The organism is Micromonospora sp. BL4, from assembly GCF_003667505.1.
Lineage (GTDB): Bacteria > Actinomycetota > Actinomycetes > Mycobacteriales > Micromonosporaceae > Micromonospora.
Genome location: NZ_RCVJ01000181.1, coordinates 1 through 11,774 on the forward strand (window position 1 = coordinate 1; position 11,774 = coordinate 11,774).

11 protein-coding genes and 2 pseudogenes are annotated in these 11,774 nt (G+C 72.6%); 10 read left to right on the forward strand and 3 right to left on the reverse strand.

The genetic code is table 11. The annotated features are described in order from the left end of the window. Positions 1–464 (reverse strand): annotated as a pseudogene (locus tag EAD89_RS24270) (cell wall anchor protein); the annotation flags it as partial. 305 nt (positions 465–769) lie between these two features. Between EAD89_RS24270 and rsmD the strand changes: the two are divergent. From rsmD to EAD89_RS24315, 9 genes and pseudogenes are all read left to right on the forward strand, one after another. Continuing rightward, on the forward strand, positions 770–1,333 hold the full coding sequence (gene rsmD / locus EAD89_RS24275) for a 16S rRNA (guanine(966)-N(2))-methyltransferase RsmD (protein ID WP_121677328.1): 564 nt from the start codon (positions 770–772) through the stop codon (positions 1,331–1,333). Continuing rightward, positions 1,330–1,812: a pantetheine-phosphate adenylyltransferase gene (gene coaD, locus EAD89_RS24280; protein WP_121677329.1), complete on the forward strand. Its 483-nt coding sequence runs from the start codon at positions 1,330–1,332 to the stop codon at positions 1,810–1,812. Before rsmD ends, coaD begins: the two co-directional genes overlap by 4 nt. Before the next feature lie 239 nt (positions 1,813–2,051). After that, positions 2,052–2,549, forward strand: coding sequence for a hypothetical protein (locus EAD89_RS24285; protein ID WP_109816180.1), 498 nt, complete (start codon positions 2,052–2,054; stop codon positions 2,547–2,549). 110 nt (positions 2,550–2,659) lie between these two features. Beyond that, positions 2,660–3,223, forward strand: a complete 564-nt coding sequence (locus EAD89_RS24290; protein ID WP_089017299.1) for a DUF177 domain-containing protein — start codon at positions 2,660–2,662, stop codon at positions 3,221–3,223. Between the two features lie 5 nt (positions 3,224–3,228). Further along, positions 3,229–3,402 carry a 50S ribosomal protein L32 gene (rpmF, locus tag EAD89_RS24295; RefSeq protein WP_074317731.1) on the forward strand — a complete coding sequence of 58 codons (174 nt, stop codon included), beginning with the start codon at positions 3,229–3,231 and terminating at the stop codon, positions 3,400–3,402. Positions 3,403–3,516: 114 nt separating this feature from the next. Continuing rightward, a complete protein-coding gene (locus tag EAD89_RS24300) occupies positions 3,517–4,503 on the forward strand; it encodes a phosphate acyltransferase PlsX (protein ID WP_121677330.1) in 987 nt (328 codons plus the stop codon). After that, positions 4,500–5,207 (forward strand): annotated as a pseudogene (gene rnc / locus EAD89_RS24305) (ribonuclease III); the annotation flags it as partial. The gene EAD89_RS24300 and the pseudogene rnc, both read left to right, overlap by 4 nt. Positions 5,208–5,559: 352 nt before the next feature. After that, entirely contained in the window at positions 5,560–6,417 is an 858-nt protein-coding gene (mutM, locus tag EAD89_RS24310; protein ID WP_121652990.1) for a bifunctional DNA-formamidopyrimidine glycosylase/DNA-(apurinic or apyrimidinic site) lyase, read from the forward strand. Positions 6,418–6,675: 258 nt separating this feature from the next. Then, on the forward strand, positions 6,676–8,868 hold the full coding sequence (locus EAD89_RS24315) for an MMPL family transporter (RefSeq protein ID WP_121677331.1): 2,193 nt from the start codon (positions 6,676–6,678) through the stop codon (positions 8,866–8,868). A gap of 90 nt (positions 8,869–8,958) precedes the next feature. Here the strand turns inward: EAD89_RS24315 and EAD89_RS24320 are convergent, their stop codons facing one another. Both EAD89_RS24320 and EAD89_RS24325 read right to left on the reverse strand, forming a co-directional pair. Beyond that, the gene (locus tag EAD89_RS24320) at positions 8,959–9,801 is read right to left on the reverse strand and encodes an endo alpha-1,4 polygalactosaminidase (protein ID WP_121677332.1); all 843 of its coding nucleotides are present in this window, start codon (positions 9,799–9,801) and stop codon (positions 8,959–8,961) included. Positions 9,802–9,920: 119 nt separating this feature from the next. After that, positions 9,921–11,024, reverse strand: a complete 1,104-nt coding sequence (locus EAD89_RS24325) for a CAP domain-containing protein (protein WP_121677373.1) — start codon at positions 11,022–11,024, stop codon at positions 9,921–9,923. Between the two features lie 391 nt (positions 11,025–11,415). Here EAD89_RS24325 and EAD89_RS24330 point away from each other — a divergent pair, with 391 nt between their 5' ends. Continuing rightward, positions 11,416–11,610, forward strand: a complete 195-nt coding sequence (locus tag EAD89_RS24330; protein WP_007456482.1) for a hypothetical protein — start codon at positions 11,416–11,418, stop codon at positions 11,608–11,610. Positions 11,611–11,774 lie beyond the last annotated feature (164 nt).

The window sequence follows — 11,774 nt, forward strand, 5'->3', positions numbered from 1 at the left end:
GTCGGAGTCGGGCTGCTCGGCGTCGGGGTGGGCTCCTCGGCGCAGGTGCCGGCCTCGGTGGCTTCCACCGTCCGGTGCTCGGTCACGATCCGGTCCGGACGCTCCCAGCGCGCCTCGACGGTCAGCTCGATCTTCGGGTTCTTCTCGGTGAAGGTGTGGGTCTGGGTTCCGCTGAGGAGGTCCCCACCCTTCGCCGGGAGGGTGGCGCCGACCTTCAGGTCGCCCTCGGTGAACTCGTCGCCGATGGTCGACGTGACCGAGGTGATCTCGGCATCGATGTTCTCGCTGTTGCCGACCTTCCACGTGACCGTGGCCTTGCCGTCGGCGGCCAGGCAGTAGGTGCCGGACGGCTCGGGGTGGTGGGCGCTGGCCGGCGCGGCGAACGTCGTCATGGCGCCGATGCCGATCAGCGCGCCGGCGGCGACGGCCGCGGTACGCCGGAACGGAGACTTCGGACGGATCACTGGTACTCCTGGAGTGCTGAAGCGTTAGGGGCGTGGCACGGGAACGACAGTGGACGGTCACCGCACGTCCGGATGTAGGGGTGTGTTCCTGTGCCGTGGGCCGGCGGATTCCCGCCGGCACCCGGCAGACCCTAGCGAGATCGTCGCGGGTGATACAGCGCTCAGGATTAGCTAAGACTGATGTTATGAATATGAGATCATCGATACACGAAAAGTGATCATGTGGTCGCTGAGGTGATACCGGCGGTGTCGGTCGCGGCCTTCGTCCGCTCGCGTAGCGTCGGTGTCATGAGCAGGAGGAGACGGTGACCCGGATCGTGGCCGGGACGCTCGGTGGTCGGCGGATCGCCGCGCCACCCGGCGCCGGCACCCGACCCACCTCCGACCGGGTCCGGGAGGCGCTGTTCAGTGCCCTCCAGGCCGAGGCCGATCTCGACGGCGCCCGCTTCGCCGACCTGTACGCCGGCTCCGGCGCGGTCGGGCTGGAGGCGCTCTCCCGGGGCGCACGGCACGTGCTGCTGGTCGAGTCCGACCCTCGGGCGGCCCGGGTGATCCGGGAGAACGTGGCGGCCCTGCGGGCCGGATCCGCCGTCCGCCTGGTGACCGGCAAGGTCGCGACCGTGCTGGCCGCCGGCCCGGACGGTGGACCGTACGACGTGGTCTTCGCCGACCCGCCGTACGCGGTGCCCGACGCGGAGATCACCGCGCTGCTGACCGCGCTGGTCGACGGTGGCTGGCTGGTGGGCGACGCCCTGGTGGTGGTGGAGCGGTCCAGCCGCACCGGACCGGTCGAGTGGGTGGACGGGATCACGGCCGAGCGCAGCCGCCGCTACGGCGAGACCACGCTTTGGTACGGTCGCCGATCATGAGACGTGCGGTGTGTCCCGGCTCCTTCGACCCGGTCACCAACGGACACCTCGACATCATCGGTCGGGCCAGTCGGCTCTTCGACGAGGTGATCGTCGGCGTGCTGATCAACCAGTCGAAGAGTGGCCTCTTCACCGTCGAGGAGCGGATCGACATGCTCCGCGAGGTCACCGCCTCGTACGGCAACGTGCGGGTCGAGTCGTTCCGGGGGCTGCTGGTCGACTTCTGCCGGGCCCAGCAGGCGAGCGTGCTGATCAAGGGCCTGCGGGCGGTCAGTGACTTCGACTACGAGTTGCAGATGGCCCAGATGAACATCGGGCTGGCTGGCGTCGAGACGTTGTTCATGCCGACCAACCCGCTCTACTCGTTCCTCTCCTCCAGCCTCGTCAAGGACGTGGCCAAGTGGGGCGGCGACATCTCCGCCCACGTCCCCGACCCGGTCCGCGAGGCCCTCCAGTCCCGCCTCGGCCCCCGCGCCTGACGCTCCCGACCGGGTCGCGGCCGCGGAATCGTGACCGCGGTGACCGTTGTCGGGCGGTAGAGGCGAGATCATCCCGCCCCCCTTTCCGACGTGGTCGCGCCGTGTAACGATGTCGCGACGCGCCGGGTCGGGGTGGATCGGGCGGGTGTGGGGCGGGCACGACATGATTGGTGGAGCGGGGAACCGGCCGTAGCCCGCATCATGGAGGTCGGCCGACGAACGACAGGAGTGAGGTACCGGTGGACCCGCTCGATCGCATCGACGAACTGATCGCCATGGTGGAGCAGGCTCGCTCCGTCCCGATGTCGCGCAACAACTGCATGGTCGACCGGGGCGAGATGATCGCGGCCCTCGACGAGATGCGCGCCGACCTCCCCGCCGACCTGCGTCGCGCGTCCGCGCTGCTCGACGAGCGCGACAAGATCATGGAAGCCGGCAAGCGCGAGGCCGACCGGATCATCAGCGAGGGTGAGGCGGAACACGCCCGCCTCGTCTCGGTGAACGAGATCACCGTCTCGGCCGAGCACGAGGGGGCCCGGATCATCGCCGAGGCCCGGGCCGAGGCGCAGCGCCTGCGCGAGGAGGTCGACGACTACGTCGACACCGCGCTGGCCAACTTCGAACAGTTCCTCACCAGGGCGCTCGCCTCGATAGAACGCGGCCGCGACAAGATGCACGCGCTGCGCGAGATCGGCACCTTCGGTGGGGATGAGGCGGAACGCCCGCTACCCTTCTGAGCGGCACCTCACCAGCCGACATTCTGAGGCGGGCGTCGCCCCCGGTTCGACGGTCCGGCGGTCGCCCAGGTAACCTTTTTTGTCGGCCTCACACCGGCCGGAGTCTGACTATGCCCAAACACTCGCCATCGACACTCGACCCCAGGTCGCCGCTGGTCCTCGACACGAGGGACCTGCCGCGCCGGCCTGGCGCGTTGCGTACGGTCCAGCGGGTCGTGCCGGCACCGGCGGACCTCGGTGTGGAGTTGATCGGCGTTCCGGAGGGCGCGGACCTCGACCTCGACCTGAGGCTGGAGTCGGTGTCCGAGGGCGTGCTCGTCTCCGGGACCATCACCGGTCCCGTCCGGGGCGAGTGCGGGCGCTGCCTGCGCGAGATCAACGACTCGATGGCCGTGACGATCCAGGAGCTGTACGCGTACGAGAACAGCACCACGGACGCCACGACCGAAGAGGACGAGGTGGGCCGGATGCAGGGCGATCTGATCGACCTGGAGCCGGCGCTGCGGGACGCGTTGGTGCTCACGCTGCCGACCAACCCGCTCTGCCGGGAGGACTGCCCAGGACTGTGCCCCGAATGCGGGACGCACTGGGACGATCTGCCGGCCGACCACAGTCACCAGCAGATCGACCCGCGTTGGGTGGGCCTGTCGCAACTGACCCGTACAGAGGAGTAAGAACCGTGGCCGTCCCGAAGCGCAAGATGTCGCGCAGCAACACCCGGTCCCGCCGGGCGAACTGGAAGGCGACCGTGGTCGCGACCGTCGCGTGCCCGCAGTGCAAGTCCCCGAAGCTGCCGCACGCCGCCTGCTCCGTCTGCGGCACCTACAACGGCCGCCAGGTCATCGAGGTCTGACCTGGACGCCGAGTGACGCCCCCGACCCCGGGTCGGGCGGCGCGCGCACCCTGGCATTCGCCCGGTGCCCCGGCTCCCTCCGACGCCGGCCGGCCCGATTCGGTCGGCGTTCCGGTGGAGCCGGGCACCGCGCGGATCGCCGTTGACCTCCTCGGCGGGGACGACGCTCCCGCCGTCGTGGTTGACGGCGCTCTGCGGGCCGTGCGCACCGACCCTGACCTGCATCTCCTTCTCGTCGGCCCGGCCGAGGTCGCCGACGAGCTGATCGCTGCCCTCGATCCGGGTCAACGCGCCCGGATCACGGTGCGGCCGGTCCGCGACGCCGTCGGCATGGCCGACCATCCCAGTGCCGCCCGCGCGGAGAGCACCGTACGGGCCGCGGTCACCGCCGTCCGCGACGGGACCGCCGACGCGCTGGTGTCCGCCGGCGCCACCGGCGCCACCGTCACCGCTGCCGTGCTGGGCCTCGGCCGCTGGCCCGAGATCCGCCAACCCGCCCTCGTCGCCACCCTGCCCGGGGTCGCCGGGCCGGTCGTGCTGCTCGACGTCGGCGGCTCGCTGGAGCCCCGCCCGGCCACCCTCGCCCGGCACGCCGTGCTCGGCGTCGCGTTCGCCGCGGTGGCGCATTCGATCGCCGAGCCCCGGGTCGGCCTGCTCTCGGTCGGCACCGAGGCAGGTAAGGGCGACCGGGTCCGTCGGGCCACCGATCCGCTGCTCGCCGTCGAGCCGCTGCCCCCGGGGGCGCGCTACGTCGGGCTGGTCGAGGGGTACGACGTGGCCCTCGGCGCGCGCGCCGATGTGGTGGTCACCGACGGCTTCACCGGTAACGTGCTGCTCAAGGCGATCGAGGGCGCGTACGCGATGGCCGGCGGCCCGCCCGCCGGTGGTGGCGCTCCCCGCGCCGCCGCCCTGCTCGGCGTGGCCGGGACGGTGGTCGTCTGCCACGGTTCCGCACGCGCGACCGACGTCGCCTCCGGCATCGCCCTCGCCGCCCACCTGTGGCGACGGCGTGCCACCGACCTGGTCTCCGCGTTGCTCGACGGCGACGCCGCGACGCACCGCACCGACCGCTCCACCGACACCGAGGTACGCACATCATGAGCAACGACAAGCGGCGGCGGGCGTCCGTCGGTCACCTGGAAGCCGCGTTCGGCGTGAGCCTGGAGCCTGACCTGCTGCAACGCGCGCTGACCCACCGCTCGTACGCGTACGAGAACGGCGGCCTGCCCACCAACGAGCGGCTGGAGTTCCTCGGCGACTCGGTGCTCGGCGTGGTGATCACCACGGCGCTCTTCCACAACCACCCGGACCTGCCCGAGGGGCAGTTGGCGAAGCTGCGGGCCAGCGTGGTCAACATGCGCGCCCTCGCCGACGTGGCCCGTGGCCTGGGCCCGGACGGCCTCGGCGCGTACCTGCTGCTCGGCAAGGGTGAGGAGACCACCGGCGGCCGGGACAAGGCGAGCATCCTGGCCGACACCCTGGAGGCGCTGCTCGGCGCGATCTACCTCCAGTACGGGCTGGACACCGCCGGGATCGTCATCCATCGGCTCTTCGACCCGCTGATGGCGGAGTCGGCCGGCCGGGGCGCGGCCCTGGACTGGAAGACGAGCCTCCAGGAGCTGACCGCGGCGCTCGGGCTCGGCGTGCCGGAATACCGGATCGAGGGCACCGGCCCGGACCACCTCAAGACGTTCACCGCCTGGGTGGTCGTGGCCGGCAACCGGTACGGCGGCGCCGAGGGGCGCAGCAAGAAGGAGGCCGAGCAGCGTGCCGCCGAGGCGGCCTGGCGCACGCTCGCCGACCAGGACGGGCAGGACGGCCAGGCTGGGGCGGACGACTCGGCCGACCGGGATGAGCCCACCGGGCCGATGGAACGGGCCGAGAGGGCGGCCCAGGCCGAGCAGGCCGACCACCTCGCGCAGGCCATGCCGGCCGACGTCGCGGGGGAGCAGGCACAGACCAACGGCGCTCGTCCGACCGCCAACGGCGGCAACGGCACCCGGCCCGGGGCCGGCGGCGGCAGTGACACCAGGGCCGCGACCGGCGGCAGTGGCAGCGGGGCCGCGACCGGCGGCAGTGGCAGCGGGGCCGCGACCGACCCGACCATGGCCGACACGACCGGCGCCGCCGCCGGTGACCACGGGCCGGGGCTCCGACATGCCTGAGCTGCCCGAGGTGGAGACCGTCCGGCAGGGGCTGGCCCAGTGGGTCATCGGCCGCCGGATCGCCTCGGTGGAGGTTCACCACCCCCGCGCGGTCCGTCGGCACGTCCCCGGGGGCGCGCACTTCGCCGACGTGCTCGCCGGGCGGACCGTGCTGGACGTCCGCCGCCGCGGCAAGTACCTGTGGCTGCCACTGGACAGCGGCGACGCGGTGATCGGGCACCTCGGCATGTCCGGCCAGCTGCTGCTCCAGCCGCCCGGTACGCCCGACGAGACCCACCTGCGGGTGCGTTTCCGGTTCGCCGACGACGGCCCGGAGCTGCGCTTCGTCGACCAGCGCACCTTCGGCGGGCTCTCGGTCAGCGAGGGCGGCGCCGACCTGCCCGCCGAGATCGCGCACATCGCCCGCGATCCGATGGACCCGGAGTTCTCCGACACGGCGTTCGTCGCCGCGCTGCGCCGCCGACGCACCGAGGTGAAACGGGCCCTGCTCGATCAGACCCTGATCTCCGGTGTGGGCAACATCTACGCCGACGAGGCGCTCTGGCGCGCCGGGTTGCACGGCGCCCGCCCGACCGACGCGCTGACCGGCCCGGCGGCACAGCGCCTGCTCGGCCACGTCCGTGACGTGCTCGCCGAGGCGATCAAGGTGGGTGGCACCAGCTTCGACGCCCTCTACGTCAACGTCAACGGCGAGAGCGGGTACTTCGACCGGGCGCTGAACGTCTACGGCCGCGAGGGTGAGCCGTGCCGGCGGTGCGGCGCGCCGGTCCGGCGGGAGGCGTTCATGAACCGCTCGTCGTACAGCTGCCCACGCTGTCAGCCCCGGCCCCGGGGTTCCCTTCGGGGATGACCCGGAGGTGGTTCGGGGTCGGTGCCGGCGGGTCGCGGTCGACCTCTCCGGGCTGGACCCCGCGCCGCTGTCCGAATCGCGGGCCGATGCCCGCCGCGCCACCCCTGGGGCCCCGTCGACCTCTGTGGACCGGTTCCGGGGAGGGCCGGGGTCGATCCCCGATGTGACCGCCTCGTCACGCTCCTAGCGTCAGCACCGTTGACAGGGGGCTGACGTGACAGGGGGACCCGAGATGGGGACAAGACCGGTGACGTGCGGATGGCGCGGTGGAGCGCCGAGCGCCCGTGGCGGGCGATAGCGCTGTGGGCCGTGTTCGTGGCGGTGTGCTTCCTCGGTGGCAACGCCGCCGGCCTCAACGAGGCCACCAGCGGCGACCAGGCGATCGGCGAGGCGGGGCGCGCCAGCCTGATCGTGGATGCCGGCGCGTTCGACGACGCGGCCGTGGAGAACGTACTGATCACCTCGCGGGGCGGCGCGCTCGACCCGGCGGCGGCGAAGGCGGCGGCGGACGACGCGGCGGCCCGGCTCCGTACGGTCACCGGTGTCGCCGAGATCGGTCCGCCGGTCACCTCCCGGGACGGCTCGGCGCTGCTGCTGCCGATCACCATGTCCGGCGATCCGGGTACCGCGTCCGACCGGGTGCAGCCACTGCGGGACGCCACCGCCACCGTCCAGGAGGCGCACCCGCAGCTGCGTGTCGAGCAGGTCGGCGGCCCGTCCATCGGGCAGGCCCTCGACGACACCCTGGGCAAGGACTTCAAGCGCGCCGAGCTGCTCAGCCTGCCGGTCACGCTGGCGATCCTGATCGTCGCGTTCGGCGCGCTGATCGCGGCCAGTGTGCCGGTGCTGCTGGCCCTCTCCTCGGTCGCCGCGGCGATGGGTCTGTCCACTCTCGCCTCGCACCTCGTGCCGGCCACCGACACCACGGCCCCGGTGATCCTGCTGATCGGCATGGCGGTCGGCGTCGACTACTCACTCTTCTACGTCCGCCGGGAACGGGAGGAACGCGCCAAGGGCCGCTCCGGCCTGGACGCGGTGGAGATCGCGGCGGAGACCTCCGGACACGCCGTGGTGGTCTCCGGCTTCGCAGTGATCATCTCGATGGCCGGCCTGCTGCTCGCCGGCGACGTGGTCTTCTCGTCGCTGGCCATCGGCTCGATCCTGGTGGTCGCGGTCGCGGTGATCGGCTCGCTGACCGTGCTGCCCGCACTGCTGGCCAAGCTCGGCCGTTGGGTCGACCGGCCCCGGGTGCCGCTGCTCTGGAGACTGACCGCGCCGCGCGCCGGCCGGCACGGCGAGCCCCGCGCGCCCCGACTCTGGCCGGCGGTGCTCCGGCCCGCGCTGCGCGCCCCGGTGCCGACCCTGGTCATCTCGGTCGGGCTGCTGCTCGCGCTGGCCGCGCCGGCGCTCGGCATGAAGCTGAAGTTCCCCGGCATGGAGGACCTGCCGCGCAGCACCCCGGCGATGCAGGCGTACGACCGCCTCACCGCCGCCTTCCCGAGCACCGGCACCAACCACGTGGTGGCCGTCCGGGCGCCGGCCGAGCAGGCCGACCGGGTCCGCGCGGCGCTCACCGACCTGGCCACCCGGGCCGCCGGCGATCCGCTGTTCGCCCCCACCGAGGCCGACGGCCCGAAGATCGAGGTGTCGGCCGACCGGCGGGTGTCGGTGCTGGACGTCGCCACCCCGTACGCCAGCCGGGACGACCGGTCGGTGCGCTCGCTGGAGAAACTGCGTGCGGATCTGGTCCCGGCCGAGCTGCGGGGCATCCCCGGCGTCGAGTACGCGGTCGGCGGCAGCGTGGCCGACAGCGAGGACTACGCGCAGCACGTCCGGGACAAGCTGCCGCTGGTGATGGGCTTCGTCCTGGTGCTCACCTTCCTGGTCATGGTGCTCACCTTCCGGTCGGTGGTGGTGGCGGCCAGCGCGATCGCACTGAACCTGCTCTCCGCCGGCGCCGCGTACGGGCTGCTGGTGCTGGTCTTCCAGGGCGACTGGGCGGCGGGACCGCTCGGCTTCACCTCGATGGGCGCGATCGTGTCCTGGCTGCCGCTGTTCCTCTTCGTGGTGCTCTTCGGCCTCTCCATGGACTACCACGTCTTCGTGGTCAGCCGGATCCGCGAGGGGATCCGGGCCGGCCTGCCCAACCGGGACGCGGTGGCGTACGGGATCACGTCGTCGGCCGGCGTGGTGACCAGCGCGGCGATCGTGATGGTCGGGGTGTTCTCGATCTTCGCCACGTTGAGCACGATCGACATGAAGCAGCTCGGCATCGGCCTGGCGGCGGCGATCCTGCTGGACGCCACGATCATCCGGGGCGTGGTGCTGCCGGCGCTGATGACCATGCTCGGCGACGCCAACTGGTGGGCGCCACGCTTCCTGCGCCCGCGCGAGGCGCCCGCAGCGAGCGACCCGCCGGCCTCCGCCCCGGAGCTGGTGTCGGTGTCCTGACCGTTCCCTCCGCCCGGCCGGGTCGCGACCGCGACCCGGCCCGGCGGTGCGCCGCCACCACGCCGCCGGTCGAGGCCCCGCGCGCGATGGTCAGGGCAGCGGGCAGGCTTCCCGCCAGGCGTCCAGCGTCCGCTCCTTGCGGATGGACGCGAAGCCGTAGCCGACCGTGGTGACGCAGAAGTCGTCGGTCGAGCCGGTGTACTCGACGTGGAAGACCGGCTTGTCGGCGTCGGCGAAGGGCAGCAGCTTGGCGCACTGGTCCAGCCGGACGCACTCCTCGTTGACCGCGAAGTCGAAGTCCGGGGCCAGCGCGGCGAGCTGCGGCACATCGTTGATCAGCCCGGGGGAGAGGTCCAGCGACCGGGCCAGCCGGGCCAGCCGGCGGTTGAACAGCAGTTGGCTGTCGAAGTCGAGTGGGAAGCCGGTGCGTTGCGCGTACCCGTCGGCGTCGGCCAGCGCCACCGCGCCGAAGCCCTTGCCGCGGCAGAGCCGGAACCGGTCGGCCAGCACCGGTTCGAGGTCGTCCCACCGCCGGACGTCCAGCCACCGGCTGCCGGGTTGCCGGCCGGTCGAGCCCTGCACGGCGGCCGGGAGCCGGCTGGCGTCCGGGTCGCCCGAGCGGACCGAGCCGACGTACACCTGGCAGATCAGCCGGCGGTTCCGCGAGCGCAGCTCGGCGGTCTGCGCGGCGGTGGTGGCCGCCGGATCGAGCAGGAAGACGTCGGCGTCCACCGCCGGGTCGAGCGGCCCGTGCAGTTGCCACTGCCACTGCCAGTGCCGGGCCTGTTCGGCCGGCCACCGGGTGGGCGCGCCGGGCGGGGTGATCTCGGGCCGACAGCCGTACGCCGGCACCACCACGACGAGCGCGACGCAGACCGACACGATTCGGCGCAGCGGGCGTACGACGGCGCGTCGCCGCGGCCGGATCCGCATCGGCAGCTCCCGGGTCCCGGGCGGCCCGGCGCCGCCCTCACCGGTACGCCGACGCCCCCACGCTCCGGCCCGGCGTACCTCACCGGGTCAACGAGCGCGGGGGCGGGGACGACGCGCGGTCAGCGCGGTGCCGCGAAGACCTGCGTCCAGTACGGCCCGTTGCTGTTGGCGATACCGACGCCGATCTCGGTGAACGCGCAGTTCAGGATGTTCGCCCGGTGGCCCGAGCTGTTCATCCAGGCGTCCATCACGGCGGCCGGGTTCTTCTGGTTCCACGCCACGTTCTCGCCGTAGGTGCGCCAGGCGTAGCCCACGCGGTCCAGCCGGGCGCCGGCGTTGCTGCCGTCGCTGCCGGTGTGCGACATGTTCTGGTGGTCGGCCTGATCCTGGCTGTGCCGCTGGGCGGCGGTCATCAGCTTGTCGTCGATGCTCAGCGCCTTGCAGCCGGCCTTGGCCCGTTCGGCGTTGACCAGGTCCACCACCTCGCGGGCCTGGGCGCTGACGGTGCCGCCGCCGCTGCCGCTGCCGCCGGAGCCCGTGCCGTTGGTGGCGCTCGGCGCGCTGGTACGCGGGGTGCTGCGCCGCGAGGCGGCGGTGGTGCGCGACGACGCCGGGGTGGGCTTGACGACCTTGCTCGGCGTCGGGCTCGGTCGCGCCGAGGTGGGCGCGGCGGTCGGGGAGGGAGCGACCAGGCTGTCGACCGCCGGCTCCTCGGTCGGCACCGCCGGCGCGGCGGCGAGGGTGTCGTCGACGGCGGTCGGCTCGCTGGCCGTGCCGTCGCCGCCGGGCATCGCGAGCGCGCCGATGCCGAGGCTCACCACGAGCGTGGCCGCCGCGGCGGCGCCCCCGATCATCAGCGGCCGACGCCAGCGCCGCGGCGAGCGGTGCCGCCCCTCGCCCTGCCGGCCGACGCCGTTCGGACCGGTCTGCCAGTCGTCGGTGGTCTCCGCACCGGGGGCGTCGCCGCGCCAGCCGCCGGTCGGCTCGTCGTCCTGCTGGTACGCGGGCTCGTACGCCGGCCAGCCGGCGGCGTGGTCCCCGGCGGGGGCCGCCGGTTCCTGCTGCCAACCGGCGGCGGGCTGCGTCCGCTGCCACTCGTCTCCGGGCTGGTCGGGGTCGCCGTCACCGAACAGGTAGGCCGAGCGAGGTTCCGGTCGATCCCTCAGCCAGTCCGGCTCGTCGGTCGGCCGCTCGGCGCGCCGGGGGGCGCCGTTCGGGTCCATCGGGTCGGTCCAGCCGTACACGCACTGCCTCCACGGGATCGGTTGCGGGCCGGGGTGACGCTACGACTCGCCCACGACCTGCGGCAACGTGGCTAAGGAAGAGTTAAGGGGAAGTCGGACGCCAGGGTGCGGACTTCCCGGAATTCCGGCGTACAGTAAAGGCGTCCGGACAGAGAGTGTCCGTGCCTTGAGGCAGCCCCCCGACAAGTGGACAGGTCGACGTAGAGATGATCTACGGCCTGCGAGAACTTGACGAAGGAGGGGTTTGCGGCTCAATATATAGGTGTCGCCAGTCGCGCCCGGTCATGCCCAGATACAGCTGGAATGACAGTCGCGTATGAATGGGCGCGCGTTGGCCGGCCTTTCCGGCAGCGCATATCAAGGAGTCAGCATGGCGAAGGCCCTCTACGGCCACGTAGGTGCAGCGCCCGACCGGCGTCTGCTCGACGAGGTCACCCGACTGCGTGCCAGGGTTCAGGCACTGGAGTTCGAGATCACGCGTCTGCGCGCCGACAACGATCGGCTCGCGGCGGCTGCGGCGGAAGCGGACGACCTGCTTCGTCTGGCCGAGCCGGCGCTGACCTGATCTTCGGGGTCGGAAAACTGAATCGCACCATCGCAAAAATGCGCGCCGACACCTGTGTGCCGGCGCGCAACGCTGTCCGGCCCCTTTCCCGGTCGGCTATTTATGATCTTGTCTCGAGCGGCGTTGGAACCGCGCCGGTTGTTTCCGGAAACGCGTCGGTCGAC

Excerpts from the sequence above, each read along its gene's own strand:
- coaD (WP_121677329.1), top strand. The coding sequence starts at position 1,330 with ATGAGACGTGCGGTGTGTCCCGGCTCCTTCGACCCGGTCACCAACGGA.
- EAD89_RS24290 (WP_089017299.1), top strand. The coding sequence starts at position 2,660 with ATGCCCAAACACTCGCCATCGACACTCGACCCCAGGTCGCCGCTGGTC.
- mutM (WP_121652990.1), top strand. The coding sequence starts at position 5,560 with ATGCCTGAGCTGCCCGAGGTGGAGACCGTCCGGCAGGGGCTGGCCCAG.
- EAD89_RS24315 (WP_121677331.1), top strand. The coding sequence starts at position 6,676 with ATGGCGCGGTGGAGCGCCGAGCGCCCGTGGCGGGCGATAGCGCTGTGG.
- EAD89_RS24320 (WP_121677332.1), bottom strand. The coding sequence starts at position 9,801 with ATGCGGATCCGGCCGCGGCGACGCGCCGTCGTACGCCCGCTGCGCCGA.
- EAD89_RS24325 (WP_121677373.1), bottom strand. The coding sequence starts at position 11,024 with ATGGACCCGAACGGCGCCCCCCGGCGCGCCGAGCGGCCGACCGACGAG.
- EAD89_RS24330 (WP_007456482.1), top strand. The coding sequence starts at position 11,416 with ATGGCGAAGGCCCTCTACGGCCACGTAGGTGCAGCGCCCGACCGGCGT.